Source organism: Duganella sp. Root198D2 (assembly GCF_001428585.1).
Taxonomy (GTDB): Bacteria; Pseudomonadota; Gammaproteobacteria; order Burkholderiales; family Burkholderiaceae_D; genus Rugamonas.
This window is the reverse complement of the sequence record NZ_LMIC01000051.1, coordinates 1-18,285: the sequence shown is the minus strand read 5'-3', so window position 1 is coordinate 18,285 and position 18,285 is coordinate 1. Positions and strand designations below refer to the sequence as shown.

Annotated in this window: 21 protein-coding genes, 1 tRNA gene and 1 riboswitch; of the genes, 5 read left to right on the top strand and 17 right to left on the bottom strand. The window is 60.9% G+C overall.

The window, feature by feature from the left end; translation table 11 throughout:
* Positions 1-4: 4 nt before the first annotated feature.
* The 11 genes from nuoH to tpiA form a co-directional block, all read right to left on the bottom strand.
* On the bottom strand, positions 5-1,087 hold the full coding sequence (gene nuoH, locus ASE26_RS28365) for an NADH-quinone oxidoreductase subunit NuoH (protein WP_055935677.1): 1,083 nt from the start codon (positions 1,085-1,087) through the stop codon (positions 5-7).
* Complete coding sequence (gene nuoG, locus ASE26_RS28360; protein WP_057247351.1) at positions 1,087-3,417, bottom strand: NADH-quinone oxidoreductase subunit NuoG; 2,331 nt, start codon at positions 3,415-3,417, stop codon at positions 1,087-1,089. The genes nuoH and nuoG overlap by 1 nt, the downstream gene beginning before the upstream one ends.
* A gap of 12 nt (positions 3,418-3,429) precedes the next feature.
* Positions 3,430-4,728 carry an NADH-quinone oxidoreductase subunit NuoF gene (nuoF, locus tag ASE26_RS28355; RefSeq protein WP_055935670.1) on the bottom strand — a complete coding sequence of 433 codons (1,299 nt, stop codon included), beginning with the start codon at positions 4,726-4,728 and terminating at the stop codon, positions 3,430-3,432.
* The gene (nuoE, locus tag ASE26_RS28350) at positions 4,725-5,216 is read right to left on the bottom strand and encodes an NADH-quinone oxidoreductase subunit NuoE (RefSeq protein ID WP_055935667.1); all 492 of its coding nucleotides are present in this window, start codon (positions 5,214-5,216) and stop codon (positions 4,725-4,727) included. The genes nuoF and nuoE overlap by 4 nt, the downstream gene beginning before the upstream one ends.
* A gap of 9 nt (positions 5,217-5,225) precedes the next feature.
* Positions 5,226-6,479: an NADH-quinone oxidoreductase subunit D gene (locus ASE26_RS28345; RefSeq protein WP_055935664.1), complete on the bottom strand. Its 1,254-nt coding sequence runs from the start codon at positions 6,477-6,479 to the stop codon at positions 5,226-5,228.
* A gap of 3 nt (positions 6,480-6,482) precedes the next feature.
* Positions 6,483-7,073, bottom strand: coding sequence for an NADH-quinone oxidoreductase subunit C (locus ASE26_RS28340; RefSeq protein WP_055935661.1), 591 nt, complete (start codon positions 7,071-7,073; stop codon positions 6,483-6,485).
* A gap of 6 nt (positions 7,074-7,079) precedes the next feature.
* Positions 7,080-7,556: an NADH-quinone oxidoreductase subunit B family protein gene (locus ASE26_RS28335; RefSeq protein ID WP_028104278.1), complete on the bottom strand. Its 477-nt coding sequence runs from the start codon at positions 7,554-7,556 to the stop codon at positions 7,080-7,082.
* A gap of 3 nt (positions 7,557-7,559) precedes the next feature.
* Positions 7,560-7,919, bottom strand: a complete 360-nt coding sequence (locus ASE26_RS28330; protein WP_028104279.1) for an NADH-quinone oxidoreductase subunit A — start codon at positions 7,917-7,919, stop codon at positions 7,560-7,562.
* A gap of 142 nt (positions 7,920-8,061) precedes the next feature.
* A tRNA-Leu gene (locus ASE26_RS28325) sits at positions 8,062-8,146 on the bottom strand.
* A gap of 95 nt (positions 8,147-8,241) precedes the next feature.
* Entirely contained in the window at positions 8,242-8,700 is a 459-nt protein-coding gene (secG, locus tag ASE26_RS28320) for a preprotein translocase subunit SecG (protein ID WP_055935658.1), read from the bottom strand.
* Positions 8,701-8,730: 30 nt separating this feature from the next.
* Positions 8,731-9,477 carry a triose-phosphate isomerase gene (tpiA, locus tag ASE26_RS28315; RefSeq protein WP_055935655.1) on the bottom strand — a complete coding sequence of 249 codons (747 nt, stop codon included), beginning with the start codon at positions 9,475-9,477 and terminating at the stop codon, positions 8,731-8,733.
* A gap of 75 nt (positions 9,478-9,552) precedes the next feature.
* On the opposite strand from tpiA, the gene ASE26_RS28310 reads away from it, so the two are divergent.
* Complete coding sequence (locus ASE26_RS28310; protein WP_055935652.1) at positions 9,553-9,942, top strand: hypothetical protein; 390 nt, start codon at positions 9,553-9,555, stop codon at positions 9,940-9,942.
* Between the two features lie 6 nt (positions 9,943-9,948).
* Here ASE26_RS28310 and ASE26_RS28305 read toward each other — a convergent pair whose 3' ends face one another.
* The 5 genes from ASE26_RS28305 to ASE26_RS28285 form a co-directional block, all read right to left on the bottom strand.
* Entirely contained in the window at positions 9,949-10,929 is a 981-nt protein-coding gene (locus ASE26_RS28305) for an NAD(P)H-quinone oxidoreductase (protein ID WP_055936399.1), read from the bottom strand.
* Positions 10,930-10,968: 39 nt separating this feature from the next.
* Entirely contained in the window at positions 10,969-11,547 is a 579-nt protein-coding gene (locus ASE26_RS28300; protein WP_055935649.1) for a TMEM165/GDT1 family protein, read from the bottom strand.
* Positions 11,548-11,553: 6 nt separating this feature from the next.
* Positions 11,554-11,729, bottom strand: a riboswitch (yybP-ykoY riboswitch).
* Positions 11,730-11,876: 147 nt separating this feature from the next.
* Complete coding sequence (locus ASE26_RS28295) at positions 11,877-12,494, bottom strand: tetratricopeptide repeat protein (protein ID WP_055935646.1); 618 nt, start codon at positions 12,492-12,494, stop codon at positions 11,877-11,879.
* 43 nt (positions 12,495-12,537) lie between these two features.
* Entirely contained in the window at positions 12,538-13,302 is a 765-nt protein-coding gene (locus ASE26_RS28290; protein ID WP_229207262.1) for a GIN domain-containing protein, read from the bottom strand.
* Positions 13,303-13,330: 28 nt separating this feature from the next.
* On the bottom strand, positions 13,331-13,507 hold the full coding sequence (locus ASE26_RS28285) for a hypothetical protein (RefSeq protein WP_156398156.1): 177 nt from the start codon (positions 13,505-13,507) through the stop codon (positions 13,331-13,333).
* Positions 13,508-13,610: 103 nt separating this feature from the next.
* On the opposite strand from ASE26_RS28285, the gene ASE26_RS28280 reads away from it, so the two are divergent.
* From ASE26_RS28280 to ASE26_RS28265, 4 genes are all read left to right on the top strand, one after another.
* Positions 13,611-15,017, top strand: coding sequence for a c-type cytochrome (locus ASE26_RS28280; RefSeq protein ID WP_055935636.1), 1,407 nt, complete (start codon positions 13,611-13,613; stop codon positions 15,015-15,017).
* A gap of 261 nt (positions 15,018-15,278) precedes the next feature.
* Positions 15,279-15,698 (top strand): hypothetical protein, encoded by a 420-nt coding sequence (locus ASE26_RS28275; RefSeq protein WP_055935633.1) that lies wholly within the window; start codon positions 15,279-15,281, stop codon positions 15,696-15,698.
* Between the two features lie 17 nt (positions 15,699-15,715).
* Positions 15,716-16,120: a hypothetical protein gene (locus ASE26_RS28270; protein ID WP_156398155.1), complete on the top strand. Its 405-nt coding sequence runs from the start codon at positions 15,716-15,718 to the stop codon at positions 16,118-16,120.
* A gap of 14 nt (positions 16,121-16,134) precedes the next feature.
* Positions 16,135-16,533 carry a hypothetical protein gene (locus tag ASE26_RS28265; RefSeq protein ID WP_156398154.1) on the top strand — a complete coding sequence of 133 codons (399 nt, stop codon included), beginning with the start codon at positions 16,135-16,137 and terminating at the stop codon, positions 16,531-16,533.
* 50 nt (positions 16,534-16,583) lie between these two features.
* Here the strand turns inward: ASE26_RS28265 and ASE26_RS28260 are convergent, their stop codons facing one another.
* Positions 16,584-17,945, bottom strand: coding sequence for a serine hydrolase (locus ASE26_RS28260; RefSeq protein WP_156398153.1), 1,362 nt, complete (start codon positions 17,943-17,945; stop codon positions 16,584-16,586).
* Between the last annotated feature and the right edge of the window lie 340 nt (positions 17,946-18,285).

The window sequence follows — 18,285 nt, the reverse complement described above, 5'->3', positions numbered from 1 at the left end:
TCTCTTACTTCCAAATATTCCAGGAGGTCTGCATCCACGTCGCCACGAACACCAGGTATGCCAGGGTCAGCGGGATGAACACTTTCCAGCCCAAACGCATGATCTGGTCATAGCGGTAACGCGGGAAGGTGCCGCGCGTCCAGATGAACAGCGATACGATGAAGAAGGTCTTGATGAACAGCCAGAAGAAGCCGCCGAACACGCCGCCGAATTCCAGCGCTGCGATCGGGGCGGACCAGCCACCCAGGAACATGATCGACGCCAGCAGCGAGATCAGGATCATGTTGGCGTATTCCGCCAGGAAGAACATGGCGTAAGCCATGCCGCCGTATTCGACCATGTGGCCGCCGACAATCTCGGATTCGCCTTCCACCACGTCGAACGGGTGACGGTTGCATTCGGCCAGGCCGGACACCAGGTACACGACGAAGATCGGCAGCAGCGGCAGCCAGTTCCACGACAGCAGGTTCAGGCCCATGGATGCCATGGTGCCCTTCTGCTGGCCGGCCACGATTTCCGACAGGTTCAGCGACCCGGAAACCATCAGCACGATCACCAGGGCGAAGCCCATGGCGATTTCGTAGGACACCATCTGCGCCGATGCGCGCATCGCGCCCATGAAGGAGTACTTCGAGTTGGCGGACCAGCCGGCGATGATGATGCCGTACACCTCCATCGAGGCGATTGCCATGATCAGCAGCAGGCCGGCGTTGACGTCGGCCAGGGCAGCGCCCGGGGCGAACGGCACCACCGCCCAGCAAGCCAGAGCCGGCATGATGGTCATCACAGGACCGATGAAGAACAGGGACTTGTTCGACTTGGTCGGGACGATGATCTCTTTGAACAGCAGTTTCAGTGCGTCGGCGATCGGCTGCAGCAGGCCGTTCGGGCCCACGCGGTTCGGGCCGATACGGATCTGGATCCAGCCGAGGAGCTTACGCTCCCACAGGGTCAGGTAGGCGACCAGGCCCATCAGGGGCAGGGTCACGCACAGGATCTTGGCCATGGTCCAGACGAACGGCCAGAAGGTGCCGAGGTTGGCCTCGCCCATTACCTTAATCGAATCAATCATTTCTGGCAGAGCCATTATTTGCCCTCCCCTGCTTTAGCAACGGTGATGTCACCGAACATCGCGCCCAGCATCGAAGTCGATGCATGGGCGGCGGACACGCGCACCACGTTCGCTGGCAGGCCGGCGTCGATGGTGGCTTCCAGGATCGCAAAGCCGGAACCCTGCTTGACTTCAACCTTGTCGCCGGCCTTCACGCCGATCTGCTGCGCGGTGGCAGTAGACAGGTAGGCTTTAGGCGCGGCAGCGTCGCTAGTCGCCTGCAGCGGGCCGGAGCGGCGCGCCATGGCGTCAGCGAAGTAGATCGGCACGTCGGCCAGGCGCTGCAAGCCGGTTGCCGTGAACGGCACGCCGGCAACTGCAGCCTTGCGCGACACGTTCGACAGCTTGGCGGACAGGTCGGAGGCGCCCTTTTCGAACAGTTCGTCGCGGATCGATTCCGAAGTTTCGTAGTCGAAACCGCCCAGGCCCAGGATGTTGCCCAGGACGCGCAGCACTTTCCAGGCCGGACGGGCATCGCCCATCGGCTTGACGGTGCCGTTGAAGGACTGCAGGCGGCCTTCGGCGTTGACGAAGGAACCGGAAGTCTCGGCAAACGGAGCGACCGGCAGCAGCACGTCGGCATAGTCCATGCCATGCTTGAAGGCCGACATCACGACCACCATGTCGGCGGCGTTCAGCGCGGTCTTGGCAGCCTGCGGGTTGGCAGCGTCCAGTTCCGGCTCGGCGTTCAGCAGCACGTAGGCTTTCTTCTGCACGGCGAAGGCTGGAGCAGCGTTCTTCGCGGTGGCGCCAACCAGGTAGCCGCCAACGGTGTTGGCAGCTTCGGTCAGGTAGCCCAGCTTGGCGCCGGTCTGCTCCGCGATCCACTGCGCGGCGGCGTGCAGCTTCGACGCTTGCGGATGCGCCACTGCGACGTTACCCAGGAAGACCGCCTTGCGCTCGCCGCCGATCAGCGATTCGGCGACGGCATCGGCTGTCGCGGAAGCGACAATACCTTCGAAGCCGGCCGGAGCGGCCACGCCCTTGGCTTTCGCCACGGCGGCAACCACGCCGGACAGCGCGGCCAGCCAGTCGGTCGGCGCAGCGATGATCTTGTTGGCGGTGGTGATCAGGTTTTCGTCGTTCGAGCCATGCAGCACGGAGAGCTTGCCGCCGGCTTTCACGGCCGCACGGATGCGGGTTGCGAACAGCGGATGGTCCTTGCGCAGGAAGGAACCGATCACGAACACGCGTTGCAGGGTGCTCAGTTCAGCGATCGGCATGCCCAGCCACGGCTTCACTTCGCCGTCCAGCGCGAAGTCGGACTGGCGCAGGCGGAAGTCGACGTTCTCCGAACCTACGCCGTGCATCAGCTTCTTCAGCAGGGTCAGCTCTTCCACGGTCGAATGCGCGGTCGCGTATGCGGCCAGCGAGTCGGCGCCGTGTTCATGCTTGATGTTCTTCAGGCCGTGCGCCACGTACTCCAGCGCGACCTGCCATTCAACTTCTTTCCATTCGCCGCCCTGCTTCAGCATTGGCTTGGCCAGGCGCTCGGCGCTTTCCAGCGCTTCGTAGGAGTAGCGGTCCTTGTCGGAAATCCAGCATTCGTTGACGTCGTCGTTTTCGAATGGCAGCACGCGCTTCACGGAGCCCTGCTTCACTTGCACGATCAGGTTGGCGCCGGTGGAGTCGTGCGGGGAGACCGATTTGCGGCGCGACAATTCCCAGGTACGGGCGCTGTAGCGGAACGGACGCGAGGTCAGCGCGCCGACCGGGCACAGGTCGATCATATTGCCCGACATTTCGGAGCTCACCGCTTCGCCCACGAAGGTGGTGATCTCGGAATGCTCGCCGCGGCCCAGCATGCCCAGCTCCATCACGCCGGCCACTTCCTGGCCAAAGCGCACGCAGCGGGTGCAGTGGATGCAGCGCGACATTTCTTCCATCGCCACCAGCGCGCTGCCGGCCTTCGGCGGCACCACGCGCTTCTCTTCTTCGTAGCGGGACTCCATCTTGCCGTAACCTACGGCCAAGTCCTGCAGCTGGCACTCACCGCCCTGGTCGCAGATCGGGCAATCCAGCGGGTGGTTAATCAGCAGGAATTCCATCACCGACTTCTGTGCTTGCACAGCCTTGTCGGAGGCGGACTTCACAATCATGCCAGCCGATACCGGCGTGGCGCATGCTGGCAAAGGCTTGGGCGCCTTCTCAACTTCGACCAGGCACATACGGCAGTTTGCAGCGATCGACAATTTCTTGTGATAGCAGAAGTGCGGGATGTAGGTACCCAGCTTGTTGGCGGCGTCCATCACCATGCTACCCGCAGGGACTTCTACCTTTTTGCCGTCAATTTCGATTTCAACCATGATAATCGCAGCTTAGTAAGCCGATACAGGCACCAGACAGTGCTTGTGTTCGACGTGATATTCAAATTCTTCGCGGAACTGCTTGACGAAGGCGCGGACCGGCATAGCGGCAGCATCGCCCAGCGCGCAGATAGTGCGGCCCTGGATGTTGTCGGCGATGGAATTCAGCATGTCCAGGTCCGAAGGACGGCCCTGGCCGTTCTCGATACGGTGGATCATGCGGTACATCCAGCCGGTGCCTTCACGGCACGGGGTGCACTGGCCGCACGACTCTTCAAAGTAGAAGTAGGACAGGCGTTCCAGGGCTTTCACCATGCAGCGCGTCTCGTCCATCACGATCACGGCGCCCGAACCCAGCATGGAGCCGGCTTTGGCGATCGAATCGTAATCGAGGTCGGTCTGCATCATGATCTCGCCGCGGATCACCGGAGCGGACGAACCGCCAGGGATCACGGCCTTGATCTTCTTGCCGCCGCGCATACCGCCGGCCAGTTCCATCAGCTTGGCAAACGGCGTGCCGAGCGGGACTTCGTAGTTGCCTGGACGCTCAACGTCGCCCGAGATCGAGAAGATCTTGGTGCCGCCGTTGTTAGGCTTGCCCAGGCCGAGGTAGTTTTCGGCGCCGATGTTCAGGATGAACGGAACGGCCGCGAAAGTCTCGGTGTTGTTGATGGTGGTCGGCTTGCCGTACAGGCCGAACGACGCCGGGAAAGGCGGCTTGAAGCGCGGCTGGCCTTTCTTGCCTTCCAGCGATTCCAGCAGCGCGGTTTCTTCGCCGCAGATGTAGGCACCGTAGCCATGGTGGGCGTGCAGCTGGAAGCTGAAGTCCGAACCCATGATCTTGTCGCCCAGGAAGCCGGCGGCACGCGCCTCTTCCAGCGCTTCTTCAAAGCGCAGGTAGTCCTGGAAGATCTCGCCGTGGATGTAGTTGTAGCCCACGGTGATGCCCATCGCGTAGGCGCCGATGGCCATGCCTTCGATCAGCGAATGCGGATTGTAGCGAATGATGTCGCGGTCCTTGAACGTACCCGGTTCGCCTTCGTCGGTGTTGCAGACGAGGTATTTCTGGCCAGGGAACTGGCGCGGCATGAAGGACCATTTCAGGCCGGTCGGGAAACCCGCACCGCCGCGGCCGCGCAGGCCGGAGGTCTTCAAATCGGCGATGATCGCTTCCGGCGCGATCTTCTCTTCGATGATGCGGCGCAGCGCGGAGTAACCACCGCGTTTGACGTAGTCGGCCAGGCGCCAGTTGTCGCCGTTCAGATCCTTCAGGATCAGCGGATTGATGTGTCGATCGTGCAGGGAGGTCATTCCGCCACTCCGTGGTTCAGCTCATTTATCAATGAGTCCAGTTTGTCGTTGCTCATGTGGGAACACATGCGGTGGTTATTGACCAGCAGTACCGGTGCGTCGCCGCAGGCGCCCATGCACTCCCCTTCCATCAGCGTGAACGCACCGTCTTCGGTGGTGCCGCGGAAGTCGATGCCCAGTTTGGCCTTCAGGTGCTCGGCAGCTTTCACGCCGCCCGACAGTGCGCAAGGCAGGTTGGTGCACACGGTGATCTTGTGCTTGCCGACCGGCTTCAGGTTGTACATATTGTAGAAAGTCGCAACTTCCTGCACGGCGATGGCCGGCATGCGGATGTAGTCCGCGATTTCCTTCATGGTTTCTGGCGACAGCCAGCCCAGTTCAACCTGGGCGTGGGCCAGCGAGGCCATCACGGCCGACTGGCGCTGGTCGGCCGGATACTTGGCCAACTCGCGGTCGATTTTTTTATAGCATTCTTGGGATAACAGCATTTCTTGCCCTTAGCGGTCGATTTCACCGAAAACGATGTCCTGGGTACCGATGATGGTCACGGCGTCGGCGATCATGTGGCCGCGCGACATTTCGTCCAGCCCCTGCAGGTGGGCAAAGCCCGGTGCACGGATCTTCATACGGTATGGCTTGTTGGCGCCATCGGAGATCAGGTAGATGCCGAATTCGCCTTTCGGGTGTTCCACCGCGCTGTACGCTTCGCCCGGCGGCACGTGGAAGCCTTCGGTGAACAGCTTGAAGTGGTGGATCAGCGATTCCATATTGGTCTTCATGTCCACGCGGTTAGGCGGAGCGACCTTGCGGTTGCTGGTCATGACAGGACCTGGATTGGCTTTCAGCCATGCGACGCACTGTTTGATGATCTTGTTCGACTGGCGCATCTCTTCGATACGCACCAGGTAGCGGTCGTAGCAGTCGCCGTTGGTGCCGATCGGGATGTCGAAGTCCATCTTGTCATAGACTTCGTACGGCTGCTTCTTGCGCACGTCCCAGGCGATGCCCGAGCCGCGCAGCATGGCGCCGGTGAAGCCCATGGCCTTCGCATCTTCCGGCGACACCACGCCCACGCCGACGGTACGCTGTTTCCAGATACGGTTGTCGGTCAGCAGGGTCTCGTATTCGTCGACATAGGTCGGGAAGCGCTTGGTGAAGTCTTCCACGAAGTCCAGCAGGGAACCCTGGCGGTTTTCGTTACGCTCGGCCAGCGCTTTCGCGTTGCGGATCAGCGATGCCTTGTACTGCGGCATCGAGTCCGGCAGGTCGCGATACACGCCGCCCGGGCGGTAGTAGGCCGCGTGCATACGCGCGCCGGAAACGGCTTCGTAGCAGTCCATCAGGTCTTCGCGGTCGCGGAAAGCGTACAGGAACGGGCCCATTGCGCCCACGTCCAGCGCGTGCGCGCCCAGCCACAGCAGGTGGTTCAGCAGGCGGGTGATTTCGTCGAACATCACGCGGATGTACTGCGCGCGCACCGGCACTTCCAGGCCCAGCAGCTTCTCGATCGCCATCACGTAGGCGTGCTCGTTGGACATCATGGACACGTAGTCCAGGCGATCCATGTAAGGCACGGATTGCAGGTAGGTCTTCTGTTCGGCCAGCTTTTCGGTAGCGCGGTGCAGCAGGCCGATATGCGGATCGGCGCGCTGGATCACTTCACCGTCCAGCTCCAGCACCAGGCGCAGCACGCCGTGCGCTGCAGGGTGCTGCGGACCAAAGTTCAGGGTGTAATTCTTAATTTCAGCCATTTCTTACTTCCCGTAGTTTTCTTCGCGGATCACGCGCGGCACGTTTTCGCGCGGCTCGATGGTCACAGGCTGATAGACAACGCGCTTCTGTTCCTGGTCATAGCGCATTTCAACGTAGCCCGACACTGGGAAGTCCTTGCGGAATGGGTGGCCGATGAAACCATAGTCGGTCAGGATGCGGCGCAGGTCGTTGTGGCCTTCGAAAATAATGCCGAACAGGTCGAACGCTTCGCGCTCGAACCAGTTGGCGGCGCGCCAGATCGTGGTCACGGAGGCCACGATAGGCAAGTCTTCGTCCGACGCGAACACGCGCACGCGCAGGCGCCAGTTTTTTTCCACGGACAGCAGGTGGGTCACGGCTGCGAAGCGCAGGCCGTCCCAGGTGCCTTCACCGTAGGTCGAGTAGTCAACGCCGCACAAGTCGATCAGCGTATCAAAACGCAAAGCTGCGTCGTCGCGCAGCTCTTGCATTACCTGGTAGTAGTCCCCAGATTTGACTGTAATCGTCACTTCGCCCAGCGCGATGACGATGGAGGCCCGCTCGCCCAGCTTTTGCTCGAGGGCGGAGACCAGTGTTTGCAGATGTGTGTTCATAAGGTCTTACCGCGCGATCGTGTTGGTCTTCTTGATCTTGTTATGCAGCTGCAGGATGCCGTACAGCAGTGCTTCCGCAGTCGGCGGGCAGCCCGGCACGTACACGTCGACCGGCACGATACGGTCGCAACCGCGCACCACGGAGTACGAGTAGTGGTAGTAGCCGCCGCCGTTGGCGCAGGAACCCATGGAGATCACCCAGCGCGGATCCGGCATCTGGTCGTAGACCTTGCGCAGCGCAGGGGCCATCTTGTTGCACAGGGTGCCTGCCACGATCATCACGTCGGACTGACGTGGCGACGGACGGAACATGAAACCGAAACGCTCCAGGTCGTAACGGGCAGCACCAGCATGCATCATCTCCACTGCACAGCAAGCCAGACCGAACGTCATCGGGTACATCGAACCCGTACGCGCCCAGTTGATTACCGTATCAAAGGTAGTGGTGATGAAGCCTTCGTTAAATACGCCTTCAATAGACATGGCTTATTCCCAATCAAGGGCACCTTTCTTCCAGATATACCAAAAACCGACCACGAATTCGGCGATGAACACCATCATCGTCACGTAACCCTGCCAGCCCAGTTCACGCATGGAGACGCCCCATGGGAAGAAGAATGCAGTTTCAAGGTCGAACAGAATGAACAGAATTGCGACGAGGTAGTAACGCACGTCGAATTTCATGCGCGCGTCTTCGAAAGCTTCGAAGCCGCACTCGAATGGGGAAAGCTTGGCCGCATCAGGCTTGTTCGGGCCAAGGATATGGCCCAGCACTTGCGGGACTACGCCGACACCAATGCCGACGAGAAGGAACAACAGGACGGGGAAGTAATTTTCGAGGTTCACGATGGGTAAGCAGCTTTATTGAAATACGCTCGACCCCAATCACTTAATGCTGAGACCAGGATCAAACGACACATCCTCGTAAAAAAACCAGCTAAGCCACTGAATCTATGATTCAAACGACCTGCTGGCTTTTGATCTTTTTTGGTGCCGACGACGAGACTCGAACTCGTACAGCTTGCGCCACTACCCCCTCAAGATAGCGTGTCTACCAATTTCACCACGTCGGCAATAGGCCGCTATTCTACACTGTGATCGTCGCTTTGTTAATGCACATTGCGCACAATCAAGAAGAAAAACGGCAAAAAGTTCAAAGTTGCCAGTTTTACTTCGCTGGCGAAGCAGCCGGAGCGGCTGCCGCAGGCGCCGAAGCAGCCGGTGCGGATGCAGCTGGAGCCTCAACCGGGGCCGGGGTTGCAGCCGCTGGAGCAGCAGGAGCAGGCGCTGGAGCGGCGGAAGGGATCGCTGCCGCGCCGGCGACTGGCGCAGGTGCCGCTGCTGGAGCCTTGACGTTATCCATCACGCCGGCGCCGGCCGAAACATTGCCCTTGCTGGCCAGGACCGACAGGCCCAGGGTGGCGCCGAAGAAAATCGCCGCCGCCAGTGCGGTCGACTTCGACAGGAAGTTGGAGGAGCCGGAGGCGCCAAACAGGCTGCCGGAAGCGCCCGAGCCGAAGGCCGCGCCCATATCGGCACCCTTGCCATGCTGCAGCAATACCAGGCCGATGATCGCCACGGCGGAAATGACCTGCACTACGATAACCAGATTGAACAAAGAGTTCATGCTATTCCTTAAATAATAAAATTGTCCTGCTTATGCAGCAGCGATGATGGCGAGGAAATCCGCCGCCTTCAGTGCCGCACCGCCAATCAGGCCGCCATCGATATCCGGCTGGGCCAACAATTCCTTGGCGTTGTCCGGCTTCATGCTGCCGCCATACAGGATCTGCATGCCGGCGGCAGACGCCGCATCCTTCTGCGCCACCCGGGCGCGCAGCAGTGCATGCACTTCCTGCGCCATTTCCGGGGTGGCGGTCTTGCCGGTGCCGATCGCCCAGACGGGCTCGTACGCCAGCACAATCTTTGCCAGCTGCCCGGCGCCCAGCACCTCCAGCACGGCATCCAGCTGCTCGCCCACCACATCGGCGGTCTTGCCGGCATCGCGCTGGTCCAGCGTCTCGCCGACGCAAACCACCGGCACCAGGCCGGCGTTCACGGCAGCCAGCGCCTTCTGGGCGACCAGGGCGCTGCTTTCCTTGTGATAGGAGCGGCGCTCGGAGTGACCGACGAGGGCGAATTTGCTGCCGAAATCGAGCAGCATCGCTGCCGAGATCTCGCCCGTGAAGGCGCCCGACGCATGGGCGGACACATCCTGCGAACCCCAGGCAAGCGCGCTGCCGGTGAGTTCAGCCTGACATTGTGCCAGATACGGGGCTGGGACGCAGACCGCGGTATCGGCCTTTGCATCACCCAGGCCAGCCTTGATACCTGCCAACAGGGTAGTGTTGGCGGCAAGGCTGCCGTTCATTTTCCAGTTACCGATGACGAGTTTGCGGCGCATAGTAGCTTAATTTTTAATAACCCGTAATTGTAGCGTGCGCCTTAAAGTCGGGTCAAACGCTAGACTCCGCGCCCTATGAAAAATAATATTTTTGACATCTCTTTCGGCTTTACCCTGGCACTGCCGCTCTCCATTATTGCCGGCGCAATAGCGTTGGCTGCTGACAACGGGTCCGGCAGCCTCGCCCTGCTGGCGACCGTCTGCACCCTGATCCTTGCATGGGCATTACTGGCACAGCTTTGCATGGACCGGCGCCACGGGCCAGGCAAGCGCGAATTTCGCCATTACCTGGTAGGCGCCCTGCTCCTGCTGCCGCTTGCGGCAACCGGGGCCATGTTCGGCATGATCAAGCTGCCGCAGGCCGGCTATGCCGGCGGCATTTATTGGCTCTTGATGAGCATCCTCGCCGCCGCCACGATATTCCTTGGCTGGCTGGCGGCGGCAGTTGCCTCCGCCTTCGATTGACGGGCCTTAAATTACCTGCAGCATGATCTTGCCCACATGGTTGCTGCTCTCCATCAGCGCATGCGCCTTGGCGGCCTGCTCCAGCGGGAAGCTCTCATAAATGACAGGCTTGATATCGCCTGCCTCGATCAGCGGCCAGGCTTTTTCGCGCAGCTGGCGCGCGATGGCGCCCTTGAAGGCGACCGAGCGCGGACGCAGCGTGGAGCCGGTAATGGTCAGGCGGCGCTTCAGCACCTGCCCCATGTCCAGCGTGCCCTTGGCACCGCCCAGCAGCGCGATGATGGCAATGCGGCCATCATCGGCCAGGCAACTGATCTCGCGCGGCAGGTAGTCGCCGCCCACCATGTCGAGGATCACGTCGACGCCGGTATCGCCGGTCAGTTCGCGCACTACCGCCGCGAAATCCTCGGTGCGGTAATTGATGCCGCGCGCCGCCCCCAGCGCTTCGCACGCCCGCGCCTTCTCATCGCTGCCCGCCGTGGCGAACACGCGGTGGCCAAGCGCCCGCGCGAGCTGGATCGCCGTCACGCCAATGCCCGAGGTCCCGCCCTGCACCAGCAGGGTCTCGCCCCGGCCCAGCCCGGCGCGGTCGAAGACGTTGCTCCAGACGGTGAAGAAAGTCTCCGGCAGCGAGGCTGCCTCCAGCGGCGACAGGCCGCGCGGCACCGGCAGCACCTGCTCCACGGGAGCCGTCACGTATTCCGCGTAGCCGCCGCCCTGCACCAGGGCGCACACCATGTCGCCGATCTTGAATCCGCTGGCAGCCAGGTCGCCATCGACGATCTCCCCCGCCACTTCCAGGCCTGGGATATCGGTGGCGCCAGGCGGCGGCGCGTAGCTGCCCATGCGCTGGAACACGTCCGGCCGGTTGATGCCGGCCGCGTGCACGCGGATGCGCAGCTCGCCCTCCTTCGCCACCGGCAGCGGGCGCTCGCACAAACGCAGCACATCGGCCGCGCCGGGTTTCTGGATTTCGATCGCACGCATCATGGCATCACCTCCGGGGGAAAGAGGCGATTGTAGCGCTTACAGCCCGAAGCGGGCGCCCATGCCGAGCAGGGTCGCCAGGCCAAGGGCCGCGAACATGGCGGCGGCGATGCCGTGCACCAGCTTGAGGGGAATTTTCGCGGCCAGTTTATCGCCCGCGAAAACCGCCGGCACGTCGGCGATCAGCATGCCGAGCGTGGTGCCGGCCACCACCATCAGCGGGTCCGGGTAGTGGGCGGCCATGGCCACGGTGGCGACCTGCGTCTTGTCGCCCATCTCGGCCAGGAAGAAGGTGACCAGGGTAGCGCCGAAGACGCCGAAACGGCCGGCGATATTGGTTTCATCGTCCTCGATCTTGTCCGGCACCAGGGTCCAGGCGGCCATGCCGAGGAAGGACAGGCCCAGCACCCAGCGCAGCACTTCGGGCGTGAGCAGGGAGGTGATCCAGGCGCCAAGCGCGCCGGCCAGGCCGTGGTTGAAAATGGTGGCAATGAAGATGCCGGCGATGATCGGCAGCGGCTTTTTGAAGCGGGCGGCAAGCAGGAAGGCCAGCAGCTGGGTCTTGTCGCCGATTTCGGCCAGCGCAACTACACCGGTTGAGACGAGGAGGGAATCCATTGTTTTAATCCAGGCCGGGCACGGACGAATGACCACAGCACGCCCCCGGCCTAAAATCGGCGGCGCTGTGGTCAAAGGTCTTGCCAAGTATGGGACCGCATATGCCATGGCCTGTGGGCCAAGTGTGTTGACATATGCCTCCTCCGGAGGTGGAGGAGAGGCTACTCCCCAATGACGGGGCGGATTATAACAAAACCGTTAAACCAGTGTCTGACCCAAGGGTCAGACACTGCCTGCTCAAAGGTTTGCGGTGTTGGTTGTGCGATGTTGATCTTCGCCGAAAATCAAAAGCCCAGAACCCAGCCCGCGGCAGGCGAGCAGACCGGGGCTCAGCCGCCGCCAGTGCGCGACGACCGCGGCAACGGCGTGTTGCGCCGCCACCCCGACGACAACGCCTGCCCTTCCTCGATCTGCTCCTGCGTCATCCCGCGCGCCACCGCCGAGCGCTGCTCCACCGCATTGGCCGACCCGCCTGCCGCTGCCAGGTTCCACAACATATACGCAATCACATTATCCTGCGGCATGCCGCCAATGTGATAACGGTACATCAGCCCCAGGACCTGCTGCGCATCCGGATGCCCCTGCTCCGCCGCCTTGCGGAACCAGGTCACCGCCTCCTTATGGTCCTGGATCACCGCATTGCCCGTGTAGTACATGGCCCCGACCACATACTGCGCATCCGACTTGCCCTTGAGGGCAGCTTTGCGATGCCAGGTCAGCGCCTGCTTGTAGTCCTGCGGCACGCCACGGCCCATGTAATACATCAAGCCAAGCAAATGCTCGGCATCCGTATTACCCGCCTTGGCCAGCGGCAGGATCTCCTTGTAGGCCAGCGCATAATTCTTGTTGTTATACGCCGTAGCCCCTTCCGCGAACCCGGCATGCGCACTGGCCTGTAGCCCAAGTGCGATGCTGAGCGCGATTAACACGCCTCGTAGTTTTTTCATGGTGCTTTAGATTTATCTCTTTTTATGCACTGCAGAATGTCTCTTACTTCCAGCTCACCTTGCCCAGGCCGTCGACGCTGACATTGCGGGTGGTCGGCTTGCCGTACACGGTCACAGACCCCAGTCCGCTCAAATTCAGGTTGGCGTTATTGGATGCGTTGATGGTCGCGTTGCCCAAGCCGCTCAAGTCCAGGCTGACGTCCTCCGCCTTGAACTGCTGCGCGTTCAAGCCGCCCAGGCCACCCAGCGTCGCCTTCAGGTTCTTGCTCCGCCCGCCAATGGTGATATAGCCCGCGCCCTGCAGGTCGAGATCGACATTTTCGTTTTCCGTCACCCACACATGCATGCTGCCCACGCCGCCCAGGTTGGCCTTCAGTTTCTTGTAATCGCACACCACCTTCATGCTGCCCGCACCATCCAGGGTGAGGTCGATGTTCTCGCCGCTGAAACCGCTGACCTCCGTACTGCCCACGCCATCCGACACCAGTTCACGCAACTGCGGCAGCACCAGCTCCACCTTCACTGCCGCGGATTTCAGCTTGACGCCGCGGCTCTCCGTATCGAGGTAGAGCGTGTCGCCGGTCTGCACGGCCGTCACTTTGCTGACGTAGCGCTTGTCGGTGGTGATGTTGAGCGCCGGCGTATCGCCGCGGCGCAGCTTGAGGTCGATCACGCCGTCGAGCTTGACGCGCACCACGCGCGCATCGATCGCCCGCGTCTCCGTCGTCGTATCGTCGGCCCGGGCCAGGCCCAGGAACAGACACAGCGCGGTGAACAGCAAGCCAATCTGGAATGGTTTCTTCATCATGTTTCCTTGGTAAGTCATCAGCGCATTGTCACAGATTGGCTGCCGCGAGGACAAAGGGCATCTCAGGGAGCGCGCTGGTGGCAAGTATGGTTGCCATATTAATACCACCAAGGATCAGGAGGGTGGCCAGGAAGATAGTTTCCATGTTTCTAGCGATTTTCATTTTGCGCTCCCCGAATGACTGTTTTTTCGATGGTTTCATCATATCGGCCGTCCCCGGCAGCGTCCCGCCATATGCGACGAAATGCAAAATACAGGGAACAGGCGGATAATCCGCCTGCCTTTTCGTCATTCCAGAGGGAAAAACAATGAATAACAAAGTCCTGACGCTGGCCACCCCTGCCCTGGCCGCCGCCCTGCTCTCCCCTCCTGCATCCGCAGCGCCCGACCTCACTGCCGCCCATAGGCTCTACCAGGCCAACTGCGCCCAGTGCCATGGCAAGGACCTGGAAGGCGCCGCCGGCCCCAGCCTGGCCGACGCCGCATGGCTGCACGGCCAGCCGACCAAAGCCAACCTGGTGCGTGTGATCGGCAAAGGCGTGCTCGACAAAGGCATGCCGGCCTGGGACAAGCAACTGAGCAGCAAGCAGGTTAGTGCGCTGGCCGAGTACCTGCTGCCGGCCAATGCAGCCGCCCGCAACGCCGCCGCCGACGCCGGCGCTACGCCTGCCGCGCCGGCCAATCGCCTGCCTGCGCTAAAACTGCCAAAAGGTTTCCAGATCGCTGTTTACGCCGACAAGGTAGAAGGCGCACGCGAACTGGCAGTGACCAGCAGCGGCCTGGTCTTCGTCGGCTCGCAAAAAGCCGGCAAGGTCTACGCCCTGGTCGATGCCAACAAGGACGGCGTGGCTGAAAAGGTGGTCACCGTGGCCGAAGGCCTGAACAATCCCAACGGCGTCGCCCTGCTGAATGGCGCGCTGTACGTCGGCGAAATCTCGCGCATCATCAGGTTCGACGACATCGAAAAAAACTACGCCAGCAAGCCGGCCTACAAAGTCATCAAAAACGACCTGCCGTCGGAAACCTGGCACGGCGCCAAATACATCAAGGCCGGCCCGGACGGCAAGCTGTACATCCCGATCGGTGCCCCCTGCAATGTGTGCGACAAGGAAGACGAGGCCCACTCCAAGATCTGGCGCATGAACCCGGACGGCAGCAACTGGGAACTGTACGCGCGCGGTGTACGTAACACGGTCGGCTTCACCTGGCATCCGGTCACGAAGGAACTGTGGTTCACCGATAACGGCCGCGACGAAATGGGCGACAACATGCCTTCCTGCGAACTGAATGTGGCCCCGAAAGCAGGCATGCACTTCGGCTTCCCGTACTGCCATGGCGGCGTACTGCCTGATCCGCAATTCGGCCAGGGCAAGAGCTGCGACGCCTACGTCGCGCCCGTCGCGGCGCTTGGCCCGCACGTGGCGCCGCTGGGCCTGGCCTTCTATACCGGCACGCAGTTCCCTGAACCGTACCGCAACCAGCTGCTCATCGCGGAACACGGCTCCTGGAATCGCCCTGACAAGATTGGCTACCAGGTACGGCTGGTCACCCTGCATGGCAATAAACTGGTCAGCGATACCGCCTTCATCGACGGCTTCCTGCAGAACGAACAGGTGAGCGGCCGTCCAGTCGATATCGCGGTGATGCCGGATGGTTCGATACTGGTTTCCGACGACCACGCGCACAAGGTGTATCGCGTTACCTACCAGCGCTGATGGGGCATATGCACAGGGTATCGCCACAGATGGTTTCATCAAAATATTGATGTTCCGTCGTCCTCCGCCAGGGCTATATTGGATAGTGCCAGACAACAATTAGAACTGGCACCCAACCTCTCAATAGCCTCGCCCCACAGCGCGAGGCATAGCCTGCGCACCGCGGCCACGAGCCGAGATGACGCCGGGGTAGCAACCAGCCCGATCGGGCGCTATATTGAAAGAGCCAGGCAATTTTAGAGACCTGGCCACACCAAAAAAATGGAGGCAATCATGAAGCGGTTTGTGGCTACCGGCTGCCTGTTCGCGCTCGCCATTTCGGCGTACGCACAGAGCTCCGATCAAAAAGTTTTGATTCCCGCCTCGAAAGAGGTTCAACGCGTCTATATGTCGCCTGATGAATTTGGCAAATACAAAGGCGCATATGATCTCTCCAACGGCAAAACGCTTTACCTGATTCGCAAAGCCACGCGGCTGTATGCGCGTGTCGACGAACAGAACGAACACGAGATCACCCGCGCCGGCAGCGGCAAATTCCAGGCACTCGACGGCAAGATGTGGATGGAACTCGTGTGGGCAAATGACGATTCCGTCAGCGGCAGCTTGAACTATATCGACGAATCGCAGCCAATGGCTGGCCTCGAACCGAAGGTGATCAGCATCCGGTTTGCATCGCGCTGAGCCAATGGGAGGCTATCGTGAAACGCCTATTGCTCGCGTGCGGCCTGGGTCTCTTCGCCTTTAGCGTCCCAGCCCAAAGCCAGACCTCGGTCGAAACAGTTGTGGTGCCTGCCCAGAAGGACGTGAAGCCACTTACTTTGTGGCCCGACGAAATCCTTGAATATATCGGCGACTACCAGCTCGCCAACGGCAAGACCTTGTATCTCACCAGGCAAGGCGCCAGGATGTACGGCCAGATTGGCTCTCTACCGAAGCACGAACTGATCGCCACAGGTTTGCGCAAATTCAGCGCGGCTGACGGCAAGCTTTCCGTCCACATCAAATACACCTGGGACGGCCAGATCACCGGCAATGTAGCGTATGTCGATAGCAGTCTGCGCACAGGCTCACTACCTGTGCTGGTGGAATTCGCCTCGCGCTGAAACGAGGAGGCGTCATGAAAAGAGTCATTGCGATACTGGGGCTTGCCCTAAGCTGCATGCAAGCCCTGGCGCAGCAACAATCCGATGTCGGCCGCGTGATTGTTCCGGCCGCCAAACCCCAGCCATACTTTATCTGGCCGGATGACCTGCATGCCTACAAGGGTGAATACTATCTTTCCAACGGCAAGAAGATGTACATCAACCGCATCGCCAACCACCTGTATGCACAGGTTGGCAAGCAGTCGGAACGGGAAATTGTAGCCACCGGTGAGAACATGTTTGAATCGGTCGACAGGTCGATGACCCTCAACATCGTCATATCGCACCAGGGCTATGTCAGTGGCAGTATTGTTTATCAAGATGAGGACCTGCCAGATAAACCGCTGGCCTATGCCTCCCTCATGACGCGCTAGCCGCGAGCACGTCCGGGCCGCCAGCTCGTAGTGAAGCTGGCGGCCTCTTTTTACTGGCGCAGTGCGGTCTCGTCTGCACCAGGCTGGCGCACCAGCAGGCTGCGGACCTTGCCGTCCGCGCCGCGCTGGAATTCCAGGCTCGCCAGCGATCCCTCCATGAAGAAGCTGTCCGGCGCATGCGCCATGATCGGCGCTGCCTCGCGGCCCTCCCGTTGCATGACCAGCTTGTCACCGTCGCGGCGCACCACACGCTTCATCTTATCTGGGCTGACATAAGTGCCGACGAAGGCTTCCAGTGCTTCCGGCGCCAATGCAATCGGCTTGAAATCGGCGAACGGCTGGCCGATCGCAATGCCCGCCGCCTTGTAGGCAATGACCGGTGTGTTCACGGCACCGCCGTTGCCGTTGGTGAGTACCGCGACGAACACCTTGTCGTCCGGCAGGCGCAAGGCCTGCGCGGTGAACCCAGGGATCGAGCCGCCGTGATGGATCATCTTGTGGCCAGCCAGCGTGCCGATATTCCAGCCGTAGCCGTAGTTGCAGGGTGCATCCTTTGGCAGGCGGCAGGCAGTGAAGGCCTGCCCCCAGGTGGCCGGCTTGAGCAATTTTCCGCAGCTGACGGCAGCATCCCAGCGCGCCATGTCGTCCACCGTGGTCACCAGCGCGCCCGCCGAATAGGCCAGCGTCACGTCGATGTCCTTTACCGCCACGATTTCTTTCCCGTTCAGGCGGTGGCCCTTGATATGGCGCTTGGCGCTGCGCTCGAAACCTTCGTGCGCCGTGTCCTGCATGCCGAGTGGATCGAAGATATTCTTCGCGACGAAGTCGTGGTACTTCATGCCGGACAACTTCTCAACGATGAGTCCCAACAGGAAATAGCCAGAATTGCTGTAGCTGTGACGCTCGCCAGGCGCGAAGTCCAGCGGCTCCCTGGCAAAGACGTCGAACACCTGGGTGAGGGTCACGCCTTCATCCGGCAACTCGCGAAACGCTTTCAGCGCAGTGTAGTTCGGGATGCCTGAGGTGTGCTGCAACAAGTGTTCGATCGTGATGCGGCTCCCCTTGTCCGGAAAATCCGGCAGGAACTTGCGCACATCGTCCGTCACCGACAGCTTGCCCTGCTCCGCCAGCATCAGGATGCTGATGGCGGTGAACTGCTTGGTGATGGAGCCAATGCGCAATTGCATTTCGGGCTGCATTGGCGTGTTCTCCGCCACATTGGCCAAGCCGTAGGCCTTGCGGAAAACCGGCTTGCCGTCGCGCGTGACGATTACCGTGGCGCCAGGCCAATTCGGCTTGAACATCGGCGCCAGCGCAGCATCAAGGCGCTGTTCGAGCGGTGTTTCGGCCAACGCATAGGTTGATTGCAGAACGGAGAGTGATGCGAAGAGAATTGCGGGTAGTTTCCTCACTGCCAGGCCTCCTCAAAAATCTGGATGCTAACTTCAACCTGCCTTGCGCGCTTGGCCGAGCCGACGAATGGGCGATTTCCAGGGGCGAATGGTCGCTTCGGCAGTGCGAATATCAGATGTACTAGCTCGGACTTGAACCGACATTGCGTGTCAACTGGAAGGCAGCTTCCGCCCCATTGCGGGCATTGAATTGTCGAGACTCAGACGCAGTAATTCCTTGAATTTTTTGCGTCGGGATTCATCAAGGTAACGCCGAAATCTTCGGTGCGATTGAATTCTTCTAACTGAGCCAGGACAAGTTGAGAGTTCATCGCCGCACCATTGCTTGCCGTCGTAACGC

Bases quoted from the DNA above. Each gene is read 5' to 3' on its own strand.
- nuoH (WP_055935677.1), bottom strand. From the start codon at position 1,087: ATGGCTCTGCCAGAAATGATTGATTCGATTAAGGTAATGGGCGAGGCC.
- nuoG (WP_057247351.1), bottom strand. From the start codon at position 3,417: ATGGTTGAAATCGAAATTGACGGCAAAAAGGTAGAAGTCCCTGCGGGT.
- nuoF (WP_055935670.1), bottom strand. From the start codon at position 4,728: ATGACCTCCCTGCACGATCGACACATCAATCCGCTGATCCTGAAGGAT.
- nuoE (WP_055935667.1), bottom strand. From the start codon at position 5,216: ATGCTGTTATCCCAAGAATGCTATAAAAAAATCGACCGCGAGTTGGCC.
- ASE26_RS28345 (WP_055935664.1), bottom strand. From the start codon at position 6,479: ATGGCTGAAATTAAGAATTACACCCTGAACTTTGGTCCGCAGCACCCT.
- ASE26_RS28340 (WP_055935661.1), bottom strand. From the start codon at position 7,073: ATGAACACACATCTGCAAACACTGGTCTCCGCCCTCGAGCAAAAGCTG.
- ASE26_RS28335 (WP_028104278.1), bottom strand. From the start codon at position 7,556: ATGTCTATTGAAGGCGTATTTAACGAAGGCTTCATCACCACTACCTTT.
- secG (WP_055935658.1), bottom strand. From the start codon at position 8,700: ATGAACTCTTTGTTCAATCTGGTTATCGTAGTGCAGGTCATTTCCGCC.
- tpiA (WP_055935655.1), bottom strand. From the start codon at position 9,477: ATGCGCCGCAAACTCGTCATCGGTAACTGGAAAATGAACGGCAGCCTT.
- ASE26_RS28310 (WP_055935652.1), top strand. From the start codon at position 9,553: ATGAAAAATAATATTTTTGACATCTCTTTCGGCTTTACCCTGGCACTG.
- ASE26_RS28305 (WP_055936399.1), bottom strand. From the start codon at position 10,929: ATGCGTGCGATCGAAATCCAGAAACCCGGCGCGGCCGATGTGCTGCGT.
- ASE26_RS28300 (WP_055935649.1), bottom strand. From the start codon at position 11,547: ATGGATTCCCTCCTCGTCTCAACCGGTGTAGTTGCGCTGGCCGAAATC.
- ASE26_RS28295 (WP_055935646.1), bottom strand. From the start codon at position 12,494: ATGAAAAAACTACGAGGCGTGTTAATCGCGCTCAGCATCGCACTTGGG.
- ASE26_RS28290 (WP_229207262.1), bottom strand. From the start codon at position 13,302: ATGATGAAGAAACCATTCCAGATTGGCTTGCTGTTCACCGCGCTGTGT.
- ASE26_RS28285 (WP_156398156.1), bottom strand. From the start codon at position 13,507: ATGATGAAACCATCGAAAAAACAGTCATTCGGGGAGCGCAAAATGAAA.
- ASE26_RS28280 (WP_055935636.1), top strand. From the start codon at position 13,611: ATGAATAACAAAGTCCTGACGCTGGCCACCCCTGCCCTGGCCGCCGCC.
- ASE26_RS28275 (WP_055935633.1), top strand. From the start codon at position 15,279: ATGGAGGCAATCATGAAGCGGTTTGTGGCTACCGGCTGCCTGTTCGCG.
- ASE26_RS28265 (WP_156398154.1), top strand. From the start codon at position 16,135: ATGAAAAGAGTCATTGCGATACTGGGGCTTGCCCTAAGCTGCATGCAA.